Origin of the sequence: Psychromonas sp. (assembly GCF_047632995.1) — a bacterium.
Lineage (GTDB): Bacteria > Pseudomonadota > Gammaproteobacteria > Enterobacterales > Psychromonadaceae > Psychromonas.
Window position 1 is genome coordinate 1 of sequence record NZ_JBLIEK010000072.1, and the last position, 19,227, is coordinate 19,227.

Here is a 19,227-nt window from a genome sequence, read left to right on the forward strand (position 1 = left end):
TGCAGATGAGCTGCAAGATAAACATTCCCGTTATTATTTTAGCGAGTCCGCACAGCTAAGACCCAGGCAGTTCTGGCATTCGCATCTAGACTTAAACCTCGAAGGGGAAAAGTTTGAACAACCGCTACGGCCAACATTTAGGGTCGCCACTCCCGTCTTTCAAGATAATAAATTTTCCGGGATAGTTATTGTTAATATCGAAGCGACACCTTTAATTCGAGCGTTAACCCGCTCTGCTGATTTTGATATTATGATTATTGATGGAGACGGGGAGTTTATTTACCATCCCAATGAACAATATTCCTGGAGTCGTTACCTGACGGGTAAACGCAATTTTCTGGATCTCTTTCCCGCTAATGGCCGCAAAATACTACTGGACTCGAACAGCAAAATAGATAACTTTTATAAGTTTAGCGTTGCTCAGCAATTTAATAATGATGAAAAACTTCAAGTTATCATGCAGCCAAAAACCGCAATGCTGGCACAATTAACCTCTCATAATGTTTTTACTGCATTAATAATCGCAGTCATCGTCATTGTTGTTTCTTTTCCTCTATCATGGATTGCCGCAATGATTCCCGCTCGTTTACAATCACAATTACGCGAAACATTAGATGATCTGCAGCGAAGCAATCAAGTACTTGATAATAATATAATGTCCAGCGCCACCGACCGCAATGGCATAATAACTAGAGCCAGTCAGGCATTTTGCACTGTGACAGGTTACAATTTTGGCGAGCTGCAAGGGAAAACGCATGCATTGATAAAACACCCGGAGACAGAGAAGGAAGTTTATGAAAATCTTTGGCGTACGATTAAAAATGGGCAGGTTTGGCGAGGTGAAATTCGCAACCGTAAAAAATCGGGTAATGATTATTGGTGCAGTATGGTTATCACTCCGCAATTTGATATTGATGGGACTATTATTGGTTATACCGAAATATCACAAGACATTACCTCCCGCAAAGAGATAGAAATTTTATCCATTACCGATGCACTGACGCAATTATATAATCGACGTAAAATTGATCAAATACTTGAAGCTGAGATGGCACGTTTTAACCGCTACCAGCAGGTTTTTTCAGTTGTTTTATTAGATTTAGATCATTTTAAACAGGTTAATGATACTTACGGGCACCAAATCGGCGATCACGTTTTAACTGAAACGGCTCAATGCCTGGTTAAAAACACCAGGGAAATAGACTATACGGGTCGTTGGGGCGGCGAAGAGTTTTTGCTCATTTTAACTGCCACGGACGTAACTGGCGCTGCGGTTATAGCAGAAAAATTACGCGGCGTAATTAACCAGCAAGATTTTCAACCCGTCAAACAGCTTAGTGCAAGTTTTGGGGTTGCACAATGCCAGGCTAATGAGCCTCTGGCTAAGCTCATTAGCCGTGTCGATACTGCTTTGTATAAAGCAAAATCAGAGGGTCGAAATCGTGTGGCAATCAGTCATAATCGCGAATAAAGCAGTTGTGATAATAATCTGCTACTAGCCCGGCTGTTGTATAAATGTGAATCAATACCAGCATCTTGTTTTGAGCGGGCCAAGCGCTGCGTGACCTATTTTCTTTAGCGGTATAAAGAGCATGACGCCCTCAAACTGCAAAACTGCGTGTTAGTTTCTCATCATCTGCAGCCGTCAAGGGCTGAACTCCAACAATCACTTCCCTTGTGCGGCCATTCCCCTAGCAATAAAAGGGTTTAACTTCGCTGGCTTCATGGCCATAAATTCTTTATAGTTACCTTTAAATTTTCATATCAGCATATAGAGAATAAACAGATGGCAGCAATTATTAAAACGGCGGAAGAGATAGAAAAAATGCACATCGCAGGTAAGTTAGCCGCAGATGTATTGACGATGATCGAACCCTTTGTGCAAAAAGGGGTGACCACCAATGAGCTAGATCAACGCTGCCATGATTTTATCGTTAATACGCAACAGGCTATTCCCGCACCCTTAAATTATCACGGTTTTCCTAAATCTGTCTGCACCTCGGTTAATCATGTGATTTGCCACGGAATTCCCAACGATAAACCGCTAAAAGAGGGTGATATTATCAATATCGATATTACCGTGATCAAAGATGGTTACCACGGAGACACCTCGAAAATGTTTACCGTCGGCAAAGGCTCTATTCTGGCAGAGCGTTTATCTCGTGTGGCGCAGGAGTGTTTATATATAGGCATTAACTTAGTTAAACCCGGTGCCCATTTGGGCGATATTGGCGCAGCCGTTCAGAAACATGCAGAGCAGCACAATTATTCTGTGGTACGTGAATACTGCGGTCACGGTATTGGCAAGGGCTTTCATGAAGAGCCGCAAGTATTGCATTATGGCAAAGCCGGTACAGGTGAAGAGATTAAAGTAGGCCAGTGTTTTACTATCGAGCCGATGATCAATGCGGGTAAAAAAGCGTGTAAAGTTCTTAGCGATGACTGGACGGTTATCACCAAAGATAAAAAACTCTCTGCGCAATGGGAGCATACTTTATTAGTAACTGAGAATGGTGTTGAGATTTTAACGCTGCGCCCGGAAGAGACAATCCCACGTATTATTAATCACGATTAATAACCCTATTTCCCCTATTAAAAAATAGGGGATTAATCCCATAACAATCGACAAGCTTCTCTGAGGTGAATATGGATTTTGTAACACTCTCTCCGATTAATATTCCAGAAGTTAATCTCACCCTCCCTTTTCTCAAAAAAGAATTGCTGCAGTTTCAGCAATGGCAAATTGAAAATTTCAAAGCAAAACAGCCGATTACTGAAATAGTAAATTGCCGCGCGCGCTATATGGATCAGCTTTTAGCACGTTTATGGGAACACTTTGAGCTTAATAGAAGTGCGCAACTGAGCCTGATTGCGGTTGGCGGATACGGACGGGGTGAGTTACACCCGAAATCAGATATCGATATTTTGATCCTCTACCAGCAGGATATCACTCCCCAAGATGAACAGAATATCAGCGCTTTTATCACTCTGCTCTGGGATCTTAAACTCGATATTGGTAACAGTGTGCGCAGCCTGCACGACTGCCTTGAACAAGGTAATGCCGATATCACGGTTGCCACCAGCATGATTGAAGCGCGTTATCTTGCCGGTAATCCAGAGACCTTTGCAAAACTTATCGAACTGGTTGAATCCGACACTTTCTGGCCCTCGGACCAATTTTTCATGGTCAAACGTGAAGAACAGCTTAGCCGCCATCGGCAATGCCGCGGCGATGGTTATAGTCTTGAGCCGGATCTTAAAAATGGCTCCGGAGGGTTGCGTGATATTCAAACCATCGCCTGGATTTCTAAACGTCACTTTGGCGCACACAGTTTATTGGAGCTGACCAGTTACAACTATATTACCCAAGCGGAATATAGAGAGTTAGCGGATTGCCAAAAACAGCTTTGGACAATACGCTTTGCGCTGCATACCGTCACTAACCGTCCGGATAACCGTCTTTTATTTGATTTCCAAAATGAAGTGGCACAGTTGTTAGATTATAGCGGTCAAGGTAATCAAGCTGTTGAACAGATGATGAAGGCGTTTTACCAAACGATTCACCGCGTGAAAGAGCTCAATGAAATGCTGCTGCAGTATTTTGATGAAGCCATTCTGGGTAATATTGCTAAAAACATTGAAAGTATCGATGCCAATTTTCAGCTGCGCGAGAATATGATCGAACTGAAAAAGAACTCTCTTTTTAGTGATCAGCCCGAAGCAATGTTGCAGCTGTTTCTGCATATCGCTAATGATCCCCGCATCAAAGGGATCTACTCTGCCACCCTGCGCGAATTACGCGAAGCACGACGCGGTTTAACCCACTGGTTACAGAATATCCCCGAATGTCGCGATCTGTTTTTAACTATTATCAAACATCCCAGAGGGATGGGACTTGCCTTTACTTTAATGCATGAATATGGCGTATTAGGCGCTTATATTCCGCAATGGAGCCGTATTGTCGGACAAATGCAATTCGATCTGTTCCATGCCTATACCGTTGATGAGCATACACATAAGCTCACTGAAAATATTTACAACTACCCCAATACAAAAAAAGAGCACCCGCTTGCCCACGAAATTTACCGCTATTTAGAAAAACCTGAGCTGCTCTTCTTGGCGGCTATTTTCCACGATATTGCCAAAGGGCAAAAAGGTGATCACTCTTCGCTAGGAGCCGTTGATGCAGTGGCATTTTGTGAACTACACAATTTAAGCCGTCATGAATGTAAATTTGTCGCCTGGTTAGTCAAATATCACCTGATCATGTCAGTCACAGCGCAGCGCCGTGATATCAGCGATCCTCGGGTGATAATGGAATTTGCGCGCTTAGTGCGTGATGAAAAACACCTCAATTTCCTTTATTGTTTAACTGTTGCCGATATTTGTGCAACCAATGAAGAGGCTTGGAACAGTTGGAAAGGCACCCTGCTACGTGATCTCTATTACAGCACCTTAAAGATGTTACGCCGAGGACTGGAAAATCCACCGGATATTCGTGACAGGATCCGCGACCGTCAACGTAAAGCGTTAGCAGCATTGCAAGTGCAAGGTATTAATGAGCAACAAGTCAAGCAGCTGTGGAAACGATTTAAACTTAACTATTTTTTCCGTTATAACTCAGCACAGATAGCTTGGCACACAATTAACTTACTGCAGCATCAAGATCATAGTCAGCCGATGATTTTAATCAGCGATCAGAATGAACGGGGGGCGACTGAGATTTTTGTTTATCACAAAGATATGCCGGCACTGTTTTCATCCGTGATCACTGAAATTGATAATAAGAAGCTCAGCGTCCACGATGCTAAAATCCTCTCCAGTCGTGATGATTTCACCCTCAGTACCTTCACTGTGTTAGAGCAAGATGGCGAACATATCGATCCCGATAAAATTCAGCGTTTAAAACAAGCGATTGAAATGGCGCTGTTGGCCCCCGAAAAAGTGAATATGCTGCCAAGCCGCTTACCACGTGTTAAACGGCAGTTTAAATTTGATCCGGAAATCACCTTTCTGCCAACACGCCGTAAACGCACCCAGATTGAAGTGGTCGCATTTGATGCGCCGGGTATTCTCGCCGATATTGGTGAAGTGTTCCGTTGCAGTGGATTGATGCTTGATACCGCTAAAATCACCACTATTGGTGAGCGTGCTGAGGATCTGTTTATTGTCTCAACGATGGAAGGAAACGCCTTAACCGAGCAACAGGAAGCCAATTTAAAAGCCAATTTAATCAGAGAATTGAGTCCGGACAGAGATTAGGGCCATAGTGCCCTTCTTTTACGATGTAAAGACCACAAAATCATGACTTAATACGCGCAAGGTGACCTTATCAGCAACTTTAAACCCCAAGCATTCACCAAGGTGAGTGCTCTGTTTTATGCAGTAATCATTGCCATTATAACTTACTGTAATTTCCTGATATGCACCTAAAAAATCGATCTGCTTAACCACGCCAATACCGTCCAGTGATGCTTCTATCGCTATCTGCTCCGGGCGTAATAACAGATTTAATTCAGCTCCCTGGCTAAATTCAATAAGGGTATTGCTGGTTAATACCCCCAGATCCGATTGATAACTGTATCTATCGTGTACCTGCACTTTCAGGTAATTACTCGCCCCCATAAAGTCGGCAACATACTGTGAGTCAGGGTGGCTATATAAATTTTGTGCACTACCTATTTGTACTATTTTACCCGCCTGCATCAGGGCTATTTTATCTGCAAAAGCAAACCCCTCCTCCTTTGAATGGGTGACAAACAGTGCGCTCATGGAACTTGCCTTGAGCAACGCCCGGATCTCATAAATCAGCTGGAAACGCACGTGATGATCTAAGTTAGAAAAAGGCTCATCCAGTAACATCAATTCAGGCTGATAAGCCAGAGCACGTGCAATGGCAATACGCTGCTGCTGCCCGCCAGATAACTGATGCGGAAAACGCTGCGCATAATCACTGAGTTGCACCAGCGAGAGCACTGCATCAACACGTTTTTTTTGCTCCGTTTTAGGCAGTGGATAAAGTGAAAATGCCACATTTTCAAAAACATTAAGGTGCGGGAAAAGCGCATAATCCTGAAAAATAAAACCCACTTGACGTTTCTCTGGCGCAACATTGAGTTGATTATTATAAACCGCTCTGCCGTTAATTTTAATTTCGCCTGAAAGCTTAGCTTGCAGGCCGGCAACCGCTTTTAAAAGCGTTGTTTTACCGCAGCCGCTCTCTCCTAACAAACAGATAATTTCATTCTTGCCAAGTTCCAAATCAAGTGAATCAAGCACTTGATTGTCTTGATAAAAACAACTTAATTCATTAATAATTAAGGCACTCATTATGTGGCTTTCTCCAATAAACGGTTAACAATAATAAACGGCAATAAGCCCATTAATACAATCAATAATGCAGGTAGCGCCGCGTATTCTATCATCTCATCTGAAACAAACTGATACACGTAAGTTGCTAATGTTTCAAAATTAAATGGCCGCAATATCAATGCGGTAGGCAACTCTTTCATCGCTTCGATAAAGACTAAAATAAAGGCAGTCAGCATCCCTTTTTTAATCAAAGGCAGATTAACACGGCGAATCGTTTGCAGGGCATTTTGCCCCAGTGAGCGCGAAGCTAAATCTAATGACGGCGAAACCTGCTCCAGACTGCTATCAATACTGCCGACGGCAATGGCGCTAAAACGCACTAAATATCCGATCACTAAAATAAACAGTGAGCCGGAAAAGAGCAAACCGACACCGGTAAAACCGCTTTCAAGAAGCAAATTGTTTAACCATAAATCAATATTGGTAAACGGAATAAGCACGCCAATCGCCACCACAGTGCCGGGCAGTGCATAACCGAGAGATGATAAACGTATGCTGCTTTTTGCCCAGATGCCCGGTGATAAGCGCTGATAAAAATTAACAATTAACGCAATCAACAGCGCCAGGCAGGCAACAATAATGGCCAGCCAGAAACTATTTAACGTGTATTGCCATAACTTTGCCGTTAATGATTCACTGAAATAATTCAGTGCGTAATAGAAGAGCGTAAACAGCGGCAATATAAAAGCCAAGCAGAGCAAGGTCCATGAAAAGGTTAATGCGCCCCACTTTTTCCAACCCTGCAACACAAAACGCAGCTCAGTATGGGTTGCCCCGCTACGCTGAAAAATTTTCTGCTTACGGCGACTATAATTTTCAAGCGTGAGCAAAACGACTATCCCTAACAGCATAAAGGATGAAATTTTAGCCGCTGTGGTTAAACTGCCCAGCTCCAGCCAGGTATCGTAGACAGCTGTGGTTAAAGTACTGACGGCAAAATAATGAACGGTCGCAAAATCACCTAAGGTTTCCATCGCAATCAAAGATAACCCCACTGCCATGGCGGATCGGGATAGCGGCAGTGAGACGCGGAAAAATGCCCTTGTTGGTGATAATCCCAAGCTGCGCGCTGCTTGAAAAAGCCCCCCAGATTGCCCTAAAAAGGCTCCGCGTAATAAGAGATAAAGATAAGGGTAGAGCGACAAGCTAAGGATTAATATAGCGCCAGCGAGCGTGCGAATATCGGGAAAGTAATAATCACTGTACGCTTGCCAGCCCATTAAACCACGTAAAAACCGTTGAACCGGCCCGCTAAAATCAAACAGATCGGTATAAACGATCGCCACAATATAGGGGGGAATCGCCAACGGCAGCATCAGCGCCCACTGTAAAACCGTACGGCTGGGAAATTCGCAGCAAGCGACAAACCAGGCAACAGGCATCGCAAAAATAAAAGTTAAACTCATGACCCCGAGAATCAAGAGTAATGTATTTATACTATAAGTCAGCAAAACCGTATCGAGAAGGTGCTTAAAACTGCCCGTATCATCCACATTAAAAGCGCTTATAAAAAGCGCCATAATGGGCATAATTAGAAGAGCAGTTACTGCCCAGGGCAGTAACTTATAGAGGGTTAATTTAGAGATCAAATTGCACTTCATCCAGTAACTTAATGGCCGCTTTATGCTGCTTGGCAATATCAGAAAGCGCAATGGGATCTGATCTGAATTTGCCCCATGATGCAACCAGTTTTGAAGGTCCTACATTTGCGTTTACAGGGTACTCATAATTCACCTCTGCGTAGATCTGCTGTGCAGTTTTCCCTGATAAAAATTCCATCAGCTTGATAGCATTACTTTTGTTCGGTGCATATTTCATTAACGCCACACCACTTGCATTGATATGTGCACCGCTGGTTTTTTGGTTAGGAAAATTAATATTTACCGCTTGCGCCCAGCTGACCTGCGCAGGGTCTGCCAACATTTTACCCAGATAATAACTATTACCTAATGCATAATCACACAATCCCTCTTTTACCGCCTTAACTTGTGCGCGATCATTGCCTTGTGGTTTACGTGCAAGGTTGGCTTTTAGCCCTTCTAACCAGAGTTTTGCTTTTGCCTCACCTTGGTGCGCAATCACAGAAGCAAGTAACGACACATTGTATGGATGCTTGCCGGCGCGCATGCATACTTTACCTTTAAATGCCGGGCTGGCTAAATCTTGGTAACTGATATTAGTCGCAGGGCCAACTCGCTCAGCAGAGGAGTAAATATTGCGTACACGGGTTGTTAATGCAAACCAATGCTGATCTGGATCGCGGTACTGGCTGGGGATATTTTCGCTTAATATTTTACTGTCAACAGCTTGGCTAAGATGCGCATTATTGAGCTTCATTAAACGGCTGAAATCGGCGGTTAAGAGCAGATCCGCAGGCGATAATATCCCTTCACGTTTTGCCCGCTCAATCAGTCCCTTTTTAGCAAATAAGATATTTACTTTAATACCCGTTTGCTCGGTAAATTTTGTCATAATCGGCTCGATCAAAAAAGGCTGACGAAAAGAGTAAATATTAACTTGCTCTGCCAGTGCAACAAAGGTGGTTATACTTAAGGCCGTAAACAGCACGGCAGAGGTAATTATTTTTTTTACAGGCATCTTCTATTTCCAAATGGTAATGGTTATCAGTTGCCTTTATATTAATGATAACTATTACCATTTGCAACTATTATCCTTAATATATTAGCTAAAAAATAAACGTGATCATTATTAAAATGTATCATCGCTTTTAATGCCCCCTGCGTTACCATAAGTAAACGCTAATATTTTGCTGAAATTCCACGGGATACAATAATAATGAAGATTGATTTAAGCAAACTTGTCACAGAAAGTCGCAACCCAAGCAGTGACAAGATTGATACTTTATCAACGTCTGAGATCTTAACCGTTATCAATAACGAAGATAAAAAAGTCGCGTTTGCAGTCGAGCAGACCCTCCCTTCTATAGCGCAAGCGGTTGACGCTGTCGTACAATCTTTTCACTCTGGCGGGCGCCTTATTTACAGCGGCGCAGGTACGTCGGGCAGATTGGGTATTTTAGATGCAAGTGAGTGCCCGCCGACATTCGGATCAGATCCTGATCTTGTGGTTGGCTTAATTGCGGGCGGTCACCCTGCCATTTTGCAGGCGGTAGAAAATGCCGAAGACAACCGTGAACTGGGCGCAAGCGATCTTCAGGCAATCAATTTTAATCAGCATGATCTGCTGATTGGCATTGCCGCTAGCGGCCGTACACCTTATGTATTAGGGGCGATGGAATACGCTTTGTCTGTGGGGGCAAGGGTTGTATCTCTGAGCTGTAATCCGCACAGCCCAATGTGCGCACTGGCACAAATCAATATTACCCCGATAGTCGGTCCAGAGGTACTCACAGGATCTTCACGTATGAAAGCGGGGACCGCGCAAAAGATGGTGCTGAATATGGTAACCACTGCGGCGATGATCCGTTATGGCAAAGTATTCGCTAATTTAATGGTCGATGTAGCAGCAACCAATGAAAAATTAAGAGAGCGTCAAAAAAATATGGTGATGGAGGCAACTCACTGCGGCGAAGCAGAGGCAAAGCAAGCGCTAATGGAGTCTGATAATCACTGTAAAACCGCTATTTTAATGCTCCTTAGCGGTTATGATGCAAAAATAGCACGGCAAAAACTCAGCAAACATAATGGCTTTATTCGCCAAGCCTTAGCGGATCAAGAGAAATAAATGGTCGATGCGCTATACAGGCAGTGCAACGCCCTGCTCTTTCATACGGGCAATTTTATAACGTAAGGTGCGCGGGCTGATACCTAGCAATACGGCGACATCTTTACGTTTACCTTGGCAAGTATGCAACGCATCGATAATTATTTTTTGCTCCTGATCTTTTAAACCCTGCCCTAATACAGCAACGTCCGAATCACTCTCTGGCTTAGCATCATTTTCAGATGACGGAGACAGATCGTCTGCTTGCTCATCGCAGATATGGTCAAACTGCAGATCTTCTAAAATAAGTACAGATTGATCAACATGTTTCCCATCACATAAAATCAGTGCGCGTTGCATCACATTGTCAAGCTCACGCACATTACCCGGCCAAGAATAAGCTAATAACAGCTCTTTCGCAGCTTCTGTTAATATCGGAATGGCTTGCGACTGTTCAACCGCATGGCGCATTAGCAGATGCTCTGCCAGTGGTAGTATATCCCCGCGCCGTTTTGAAAGCGCTAACCACTGCAGTGGAAAGACATTTAAACGATAGTAAAGATCTTCACGAAAAGTGCCCGCATCGACCGCTTTTTTTATATCGCGATTACTGGTCGCAATCACGCGAATATTTAATTTAATGGTTTTGCGTGAGCCTAAACGCTCAACTTCGCGCTCTTGTAATACACGCAGTAATTTAACTTGTAATTCCAACGGGATTTCGGTGATTTCATCCAACAAAATAGTGCCGTTTTGCGCTTGCTCGAATTTCCCCGGACAGGCTTGTACTGCGCCGGTAAATGCGCCTTTCTCGTAACCAAACAGGGTTGATTCAAGCATAGTATCCGGAATAGCCCCACAGTTAATGGCCACAAAAGGCTGCTCGCTGCGCGATGATTTATCATGCAGGTAACGCGATAAAACCTCTTTGCCTGAGCCACTGGGGCCGGTGATCATAACCGATGCATCACTTGCCGCTACTTTTTCAGCCACTTTAAATAATCGTTCTGTACTGCTATCGCCATAGATAGGTGTCCGTGATTCAACCTTGTTAACAGGTGCGTAACGACTTACTTGATTTAATAAAACCTCTGGCGAAAAGGGTTTGGCAAGATAATCAATCGCACCATCACGCATCGCATTAACCGCATCACCAATAGTGGCATAGGCGGTCATCAATAAAACCGGCAGGGTCGGGTATTTATCTTTAATATTCTGCAGCAGGGTCAAACCCGACATGCCGCCCATTTGAATGTCGCTGATCACCAGATCAAAGCTCTGTTTGTTCAACGCAATTAAGGCGGCTTCTCCGCTCTCTACTTCCGAGCAGTTATAACCTGCAAGCAATAGTGTATCGACTAGGGCTTCTCTTAATCCTGCATCATCTTCTACAACCAGTAACTTTCCTTGTGACATATTAGCCTCCTACCACTTGATTAAAGTGTTTATTCTCTAACGGCTCATTATGTAGTAACGGCATACGGTATTGGCCAATTCGATGTAACGGCAATACCAAGGTAAAGCAGCTGCCCTTGCCGAATTCAGATTTAACCTCAACACTGCCTTGATGCGCCTGCGCAATTGATTGCACCACAGCTAGCCCTAACCCTGTACCTTGTGATTTGGTGGTATAAAACGCTTCCATCACTTTAGCAACACGCTCTTTATCAATACCGGGGCCATTATCCATCACTGCAATTTCAACTAAGTTTTCATCTCTGCGTGCACAGCTAATATAGAGACGCGCGCCTTCGCCTGTCGCCTCAATGGCATTGGAGATAAGATTAGTCATGGCACTGGCCAAGGCGTTTTTATTGGCCATAATAAGCAGATCCGGATCGGGAAAACGGCATTGCAGATGTCCGTTTACCTGTGAAATCATACTCTCACTGGCATCTTGTACCTCCTCAAGCAAGGAGACAAGTGATACCTCTTCAACAATTTTTTGCTCGCCACTGCGCGCAAATAAGAGCATATCGTTTACTTGTGTTTCTAAATCTTGCAAACGATTCATCAATTTACCTTGAAAGCGTAAACGCGCGCTTTCTGTCAGGGTTTTATTGGCAAGATTGGCGCCATATAACATAGCGGCTGAAAGCGGTGTTCTAATTTGATGAGCAAGAGAAGCAACCATTTTCCCCAGCGAAGAGAGACGCTTTAATTTTGCAACGTGCTCTTGCAGTTCACGGGTATGAGTCAAGTCTGTTAATAGGATAAGTTGCCCGGGCTGGCCTTCAAGTGAAGAGATAGAGAGCTGAATACGGCGGCCATTTTTAAGCGAAATTTCATGACCGTCATCATTTTTAGGCGCAAATGAACGACCGATAATATGACTCCATAACTGCCCTTTTAACGGTTCGCCTAATAATGAAGTTGCAACGCGGTTAGCCTGATCAACAACCCCATAACCATCAAGCACAATTAAACCAGATGGCAACTCATTATAAAGCTGCCCCATATAATTGGCTTGCGCACGCAGCTGTTTAAGCTCGCCAGGAAAACTCTCTTGCTCCAGTGATTTTGCTTGTTGATTGTTATTATTCATCACATAACCCTGCTTTATAATTTACTCTTACACGCTATAAAGCAGAATTTATGCCAACAAAAATACATCTTTAATTACAGTAACTTAAAAGTATTTCGCCATAAATATGACGCACTTTTCAGATATAAAAAAAGCCTGTCAAAATGAATTTAACAGGCTTACAAAATAAAAATAAAATTAACCGTCTTTATTCAGGCCATATTTTTTCATTTTTTCAACGAGCGTAGTACGTCGCATAGATAATAGCTCCGCCGCATGGGAAACAACGCCCTCCTGGCTATCTAATGCTTGCCGAATCATCTCAATTTCAAACTCTGTGAGTTTACTCTTAAGGTTCATCCCTTCAACAGGCAGATGGCCTAAAAATCCGAGCGACTCGTCCACTTGCTCCGATTCATCAAAAGCTATTGGTGGATCAATAAACATATCACACAGCGCATCTCGCTCAGCTAACATCTCCTGCTCTGGACTATATTGGATTTGCTCTACATAGCCCCCCTGTGCATCAATATGGCGGTATTTAATCGGCAACTCACCCAGATCAACAATCTTATTGGCATGTAAAATAAGTAACCTTTCCAGTAAGTTAGATAATTCACGTACATTACCCGGCCAAGGATGCTTCATTAATGAATCAAGTGCGCGCTGGGTGAAACGCAGCGTCGCGTGATGTTCCCCTTCCAGGCGCGATAAGAGCTCTTGTAATAACAGCGGAATATCTTCTTGGCGATCACGAAGAGCGGGCTTTTCAATCGGGAACACATTCAATCGGTAGTAAAGATCTTCTCGGAAAAGTCCATCTGTAATCAAGGTTTCCAGATTTCTATGGGTAGCTGCGATAATGCGCACATCGGCCTGTAAAGCTTTTGTGCCACCGACACGCTCAAAAGTACGCTCTTGTAGAACGCGTAGCAGTTTTACCTGCATCGGCATCGGCATATCACCAATTTCATCTAAAAAAAGCGTGCCACCAGAGGCTAACTCGAAACGTCCTTTGCGCGCAGAAAAAGCCCCGGTAAAAGCCCCTTTTTCATGCCCAAATAATTCGCTTTCAATCAGTTCAGCAGGAATGGCACCACAGTTAATAGGTACAAATGGACCATTTTTACGCTTTGATATTTCATGAATAGCACGTGCAACCACTTCTTTACCGGTTCCCGATTCACCCAGGATCAGTACATTGGCATTACTATCTGAAACTTGTTCAACCAGATAGCGGATTTCTTGGATACGTAAACCCCGGCCAACGAGAGATGACATTAAATATTTATTGGCTTTTTTAAGTTTCTTATTGGGATTATGGAATGACTGACAGTAATGTAATAATTGCGTTAATTCAGCATTAACAATCGGTAAACTTAACAGACCAATGTGGTTTTTTTCGCCACTGGTAACTTGATCTGATAATGTCAAAATAGCTGTATTAGAAAAGCCCTTAAAAAGATTATCAGAAGTGCTGGTTTCCCCGCCAAAAATAATACATAACGGGTTAAACTCATTAACTTTATTTAATAAGTCTGCAGATCTTACTGCTTCGAACGTTTCACCAATAAAATGTAAAACGGTTGCCAATGTATCGTACTGAGCTTGGTTAGTGTCAACCAAGTAAATGGGGGGACGACGTTGCATAAAAATTCACTTCTAAAATTAGACTCCAGTCAGTTTATAATATATTTTGCAAATGGAAAACCATTAATGTCAAAAACATGACGATGACCGTATTCTGACGGCACAGGAGACAATAACGGGGCAAATAAGAGAAAATTATTACCATAAATACAAAAACAACATGGTTGGTACATATATTGCTTTTATAATTAATAGTATTAATAGTGTTAATACCATTAATTTTTTAAATAAAGCCTCAAAAGACACAGAGTTCTCTTAAAAAAGATGCATTTATTAGCAGCAGACGTAAACTGATCACAGTTAAATTTAATGTAGTAAGGAAATCAATATATGATGCGCGGTTCTATCAAAAAATATCAAAATACGAATATGGCACACGTTGAACAGGCAGATCCACACACGCTAATATCGCTAATAATGCAGCATATATTAGGTAATTTAGCCGCGGCAAAAGGTGCAATTGATCGTAAAGAGATTGAAAATAAAAATAAAATGCTCGGTAAAGTTATTGGCCTAATCGGTGAACTGCAAAACAGCTTGGATATGGAAAAAGGCGGGGAAATATCGATAAACCTTTATAACCTATACGCTTATATGATAAGCCAAGTAACTCAAGCTAATATAAAAAATGATATTGCGCCATTAACTGAGGTTAGCACGCTAATTTCAGAGATAAAATCTGGCTGGGATGGCATTCCACAAGATATTCGTCAGCAGTATAAAAAGTAAATTTGGCTGAGATTATTTGATCTTAAGAAATGTATTCGCTTAATAAGATGAAAAAAATGAAAGAGACAACAATAGAATTACAACTTGATGAACTGCTTAAGCTTGAACAACAGCTGACTACTTTTCTTGATGAAGAAGAGTATGATTTATTCCAGCAGCAGCAAACTGTTTTTTCAGATCAGATTAAAAATTTATTGACCAATAACTCTCCTGAAACATTAAGCACAGTTATAGAGCAACTTAAAACGCTTGAAACGAATATTGCAACACTGCAGAACAAATCTGCACAGCATTTTAAGCAGTTAAAAGAAAAATCTTTATTGCAAAAACGTAATAAAAGCAAGATTAAGGCTTATAAATAATTAACTTCCACCATTCAATACTTGACTAATTACTTTGGCAAAGTATTTAAGTTACAGCTAAAGGAGGACCTATAACATGGTTTCAATTCTCCCCCTTATTGGTCGTACTCAAGAACTATTAAATACAGATCTAAACAGTAATGAAAAAGAACTTTCGAAAATAGTTTCTAATAGTAAGTTCCTTGTGCTTGGAGCAGCAGGTTCAATCGGACAAGCCGTTACCAAGGAAATTTTCAAACGAAATCCTAAAAAGTTACACGCGGTTGATATTAGTGAAAACAATATGGTTGAATTGGTTCGAGATATTCGTAGTTCGCTTGGTTACCTAAAGGGTGACTTTCAAACATTTGCTTTAGATATAGGATCCATTGAATATGATGCTTTTATAAAAGCGGATGGTGAATACGATTATGTATTAAACCTTTCAGCCCTTAAACACGTTCGAAGTGAAAAAGATCCTTTTACATTAATGCGTATGATAAATGTTAATGTGTTTAATACTGAAAAAACCTTATTACAGTCTGCTGCAAAAGGAGTAAAGAAGTACTTTTGTGTTTCCACAGATAAAGCTGCCAATCCTGTGAATATGATGGGGGCTTCCAAACGTATTATGGAGATGTTTTTAATGCGTCGCAGTGCGGACATTAATATTTCCACCGCTCGCTTTGCTAATGTTGCTTTTTCCGATGGCTCTCTATTACATGGTTTTAACCAGCGCATTCAAAAACGTCAGCCTATTGTCGCCCCTAAAGACATCAAACGTTATTTTGTTACGCCTCAGGAATCTGGTGAACTTTGTTTAATGTCTTGTATCTTCGGTGAAAACCGCGATATTTTTTTTCCAAAACTAAGTGAAGCTCTGCATCTTATTTCATTTGCGGATATTGCAGAAAAATATTTACTGCAATTAGGTTATGAAGCGTATTTGTGTGACTCAGAGGATGAAGCTCGTGACTTGGCGAGAACACTGCCAGAGCAAGGTAAGTGGCCTTGCTTATTTACGGTTAGTGATACAACCGGTGAAAAAGATTTCGAAGAGTTTTTCACTGACAAAGAAACATTAGATATGCAACGCTTTGAGAATATTGGTGTTATTAAAAATGAAGCTGTTTATGATGCTGAGCGTATTGCTTTATTTGAACAAAATATTGCAGAGATGAAATCTGCTCAACAATGGGAAAAAGAACAAATTGTGCAACTGTTTTTCAAAATGATCCCTAATTTTGGTCATAAAGAAACGGGCAAACACTTAGATAGTAAGATGTAAGGCTGCAAAAATGAATAATAAGTTAATCCGTTTCGTCAAAGATATTTACCAAACTAATGATTTAATTCCCTTACATGCGCCAGTGTTTTCAGGGAATGAGCAAAAATATGTTGCCGATAGCATTGAAAGTACCTTTGTATCTAGTGTTGGTAAATATGTTAACAATTTTGAAAAGCTTATAGAAGCTTATACAGGAACAGCAAAAGCAGTAGCGACAGTTAATGGCACAGCAGCATTACATACCGCTTTATATATGGCGGGTGTACAAGCTGGAGATTTAATTATTACCCAAGCGTTAACTTTTGTTGCGACCTGTAATGCCCTTCATCACATGGGCGCGCAGCCAATTTTTATTGATATATCTAAAGTAAGTTTAGGGTTGTGCCCTAAAGCCACCGCAGAATATCTTGATTGTAACGCGACACTGAATAGTGATGGTGAGTGCACACATAAAAGTACCGGACAACGTATTAAAGCTATGGTACCTATGCATACCTTTGGGCATCCGGTTGAACTCGATGAATTATTAGCAGTTTGCCTGAAATGGAATATTACTTTAGTTGAAGATGCGGCAGAAAGCCTCGGTTCATTTTATAAAGGTAAGCATACAGGCACATTCGGTGACTTTGGCGCAGTAAGTTTTAATGGCAACAAGATTATCACCACTGGTGGTGGAGGTATGGTGCTCTGTAAAAGCTTAGATGATGGCATTCATACTCGGCATATCACTACGACGGCAAAGGTGCCGCATCCTTATGAGTTTTACCACGATGAGCCCGGTTTTAATTATCGCCTACCCAATCTAAATGCCGCACTAGGTTGTGCTCAGATGGAAGTGTTATCTGAATTTATTAAACAAAAAAGAGTGCTTGCCGGGCAATATAAAAAACTTTTTTCGGGTTCGGATTTTCAGTTTGTTATTGAGCCCGAATACGCACAGTCCAATTATTGGTTAAATGCAATTATTTGCCCTGATGCAGAAAGTCGAAATTCTTTGTTAAAAGAAACCAATGAACAAGGTGTGATGACCCGTCCGGTTTGGCAGTTAATGCATAGATTACCTATGTTTAAAAATGCACTGAAAGGTGATTTAAGTGCCTCCGAAAAAATCGAGGCGCGCCTTGTTAATATCCCGAGTAGCGTAATATGAGTAAGACCTTAACTAAACTGATATTAATTGGAGGCGGAGGACATTGCCACGCATCTATTGATGTCATTGAATCTGAGAAAAAATATTCGATTACTGGAATATTAGATGTGGCGGAAAAGATTGGTACATCGGTATTGGGTTATAAGATACTTGGAAGTGATACCGATATAGCGAAATACGCTCAACAAGGTTATCACTTCTTAATCACAATCGGCCATACAACTAACGCCAATCTAAGAAAAAAAATTTATAATGAAATTTTACTGTGCGGGGGCACACTAGCCCTTGTTATATCGCCTAGAGCATATATTGCTAAATCATCATCTGTTGGCAATGGCTGCATTGTTATGCACGATGTCCTTATTAATAGTAACGCCCGTATAGATGAAAATTGTATCATCAATAGCAAGGCCTTAGTTGAGCATGATTGCCATGTAAAGGCCCATTGTCACATATCAACGGCATCGGTACTAAATGGGAACACAATCGTCGGAGAAGGTGTTTTTTTTGGTAGCAACGCGGTAAGCAAGCAAGGAGTTGAAATAGCTCCACAGAGTTTTATTCGCGCAAACAGTTGTTATGTTTCGAGTAAGAGGAAAAAAATTGCATTTTTAACGACCCTATTTCCAACTGAACTGGATTATATTAACGATTTTTTTGCATCTTTAGCTTCACAAACTCTGCAGAATTTTGATGTGGTAGCGCTCAATGATGGCTATTCTGAATTCAACAAGATCAAAGAAAAATATCCTACACTAAATATTATTGAGCTCCTCCCCGCTGGTAATATTGCCAAGAACAGACAAGCCTTGATTCAATTTTCTAAACTAAATAATTATGATATAGCCATTTTTGGTGATATTGACGATGTTTTTAGCCGCGATAGGGTTGAAAAATCGGTTAAGGCGTTAAAAAATGTGGATATAGTTGTTAACGACATAACATCCATACAAGCAGGAAAAGTCATTGATAAATTCATCTATTCTCATCGACTATGCGATAAGCAATTGATCCCATTAGAATTTATAAAAGATAAAAATGTTTTCGGGCTATCAAATACAGCAGTGAATTTAAAAAATATCCCTTTCGAATTAATCCAATTTCCCAATGAGCTAATCGCCGTTGATTGGTATTTCTTTACCCTTTTGTTACTAAATGGTGCTAAGGCACAATTCATCGTAGACACTGTTACCTTTTATAGACAGCATGACGAAAATACTATCGGTATTGGCGCACTGACAAAAGAGAAAATTGAATTAATATTACGGGTTAAAAAAACTCATTATAAAAACTTGCAAGAAATATCACCTGAGTTTGCCCCTCTTCTGAATGATATCTATTTACTGCAACATATTATTTCAGACGAAGCACAACTAAATAAATTATTAGAGCATAATCACAATGAAATTAAATTCCCTCTGTGGTGGGAATTAACCGATTGGAATAGATAATGAAAATAACAGATAACAGAACTATTCATAATTATTCA

The 19,227-nt window shown here is 41.4% G+C and carries 15 protein-coding genes; 9 read left to right on the forward strand and 6 right to left on the reverse strand.

Annotation, left to right across the window (positions count from 1 at the left end; genetic code table 11):
• From ACJAT7_RS12315 to glnD, 3 genes are all read left to right on the forward strand, one after another.
• A partial coding sequence (locus tag ACJAT7_RS12315; protein WP_415227102.1) for a diguanylate cyclase occupies positions 1 to 1,471 on the forward strand: 1,471 nt, incomplete at its 5' end.
• 315 nt (positions 1,472 to 1,786) lie between these two features.
• Positions 1,787 to 2,575, forward strand: a complete 789-nt coding sequence (gene map / locus ACJAT7_RS12320) for a type I methionyl aminopeptidase (RefSeq protein ID WP_415227103.1) — start codon at positions 1,787 to 1,789, stop codon at positions 2,573 to 2,575.
• 71 nt (positions 2,576 to 2,646) lie between these two features.
• Positions 2,647 to 5,262, forward strand: coding sequence for a [protein-PII] uridylyltransferase (gene glnD / locus ACJAT7_RS12325; protein WP_415227104.1), 2,616 nt, complete (start codon positions 2,647 to 2,649; stop codon positions 5,260 to 5,262).
• A gap of 18 nt (positions 5,263 to 5,280) precedes the next feature.
• Here the strand turns inward: glnD and ACJAT7_RS12330 are convergent, their stop codons facing one another.
• From ACJAT7_RS12330 to ACJAT7_RS12340, 3 genes are read right to left on the reverse strand one after another with little or no spacing between them, the layout of a single operon-like run.
• Positions 5,281 to 6,330 carry an ABC transporter ATP-binding protein gene (locus tag ACJAT7_RS12330; protein ID WP_415227105.1) on the reverse strand — a complete coding sequence of 350 codons (1,050 nt, stop codon included), beginning with the start codon at positions 6,328 to 6,330 and terminating at the stop codon, positions 5,281 to 5,283.
• Positions 6,330 to 7,961 carry an ABC transporter permease gene (locus ACJAT7_RS12335; protein WP_415227106.1) on the reverse strand — a complete coding sequence of 544 codons (1,632 nt, stop codon included), beginning with the start codon at positions 7,959 to 7,961 and terminating at the stop codon, positions 6,330 to 6,332. The genes ACJAT7_RS12330 and ACJAT7_RS12335 overlap by 1 nt, the downstream gene beginning before the upstream one ends.
• Positions 7,951 to 8,970, reverse strand: a complete 1,020-nt coding sequence (locus ACJAT7_RS12340; protein WP_415227107.1) for a Fe(3+) ABC transporter substrate-binding protein — start codon at positions 8,968 to 8,970, stop codon at positions 7,951 to 7,953. The genes ACJAT7_RS12335 and ACJAT7_RS12340 overlap by 11 nt, the downstream gene beginning before the upstream one ends.
• A 198-nt stretch (positions 8,971 to 9,168) precedes the next feature.
• Here ACJAT7_RS12340 and murQ point away from each other — a divergent pair, with 198 nt between their 5' ends.
• Positions 9,169 to 10,077 (forward strand): N-acetylmuramic acid 6-phosphate etherase, encoded by a 909-nt coding sequence (gene murQ / locus ACJAT7_RS12345; protein ID WP_415227108.1) that lies wholly within the window; start codon positions 9,169 to 9,171, stop codon positions 10,075 to 10,077.
• A gap of 12 nt (positions 10,078 to 10,089) precedes the next feature.
• On the opposite strand, the gene ACJAT7_RS12350 is transcribed toward murQ, so the two are convergent.
• The 3 genes from ACJAT7_RS12350 to ACJAT7_RS12360 form a co-directional block, all read right to left on the reverse strand.
• Positions 10,090 to 11,472: a sigma-54-dependent transcriptional regulator gene (locus tag ACJAT7_RS12350; protein WP_415227109.1), complete on the reverse strand. Its 1,383-nt coding sequence runs from the start codon at positions 11,470 to 11,472 to the stop codon at positions 10,090 to 10,092.
• A 1-nt stretch (position 11,473) separates the two neighbouring features.
• Complete coding sequence (locus ACJAT7_RS12355) at positions 11,474 to 12,601, reverse strand: sensor histidine kinase (RefSeq protein WP_415227110.1); 1,128 nt, start codon at positions 12,599 to 12,601, stop codon at positions 11,474 to 11,476.
• Between the two features lie 177 nt (positions 12,602 to 12,778).
• Positions 12,779 to 14,230, reverse strand: coding sequence for a sigma-54 dependent transcriptional regulator (locus ACJAT7_RS12360; protein WP_415227111.1), 1,452 nt, complete (start codon positions 14,228 to 14,230; stop codon positions 12,779 to 12,781).
• 330 nt (positions 14,231 to 14,560) lie between these two features.
• Here ACJAT7_RS12360 and fliS point away from each other — a divergent pair, with 330 nt between their 5' ends.
• From fliS to ACJAT7_RS12385, 5 genes are all read left to right on the forward strand, one after another.
• A complete protein-coding gene (fliS, locus tag ACJAT7_RS12365) occupies positions 14,561 to 14,959 on the forward strand; it encodes a flagellar export chaperone FliS (RefSeq protein WP_415227112.1) in 399 nt (132 codons plus the stop codon).
• 56 nt (positions 14,960 to 15,015) lie between these two features.
• Positions 15,016 to 15,321: a hypothetical protein gene (locus ACJAT7_RS12370; protein WP_415227113.1), complete on the forward strand. Its 306-nt coding sequence runs from the start codon at positions 15,016 to 15,018 to the stop codon at positions 15,319 to 15,321.
• Positions 15,322 to 15,397: 76 nt separating this feature from the next.
• Positions 15,398 to 16,588, forward strand: coding sequence for a UDP-N-acetylglucosamine 4,6-dehydratase (locus tag ACJAT7_RS12375; RefSeq protein ID WP_415227114.1), 1,191 nt, complete (start codon positions 15,398 to 15,400; stop codon positions 16,586 to 16,588).
• A 10-nt stretch (positions 16,589 to 16,598) separates the two neighbouring features.
• Positions 16,599 to 17,738 (forward strand): LegC family aminotransferase, encoded by a 1,140-nt coding sequence (locus tag ACJAT7_RS12380; RefSeq protein WP_415227115.1) that lies wholly within the window; start codon positions 16,599 to 16,601, stop codon positions 17,736 to 17,738.
• Positions 17,735 to 19,189: a NeuD/PglB/VioB family sugar acetyltransferase gene (locus ACJAT7_RS12385; RefSeq protein WP_415227116.1), complete on the forward strand. Its 1,455-nt coding sequence runs from the start codon at positions 17,735 to 17,737 to the stop codon at positions 19,187 to 19,189. The genes ACJAT7_RS12380 and ACJAT7_RS12385 overlap by 4 nt, the downstream gene beginning before the upstream one ends.
• The last annotated feature ends 38 nt before the right edge of the window (positions 19,190 to 19,227 follow it).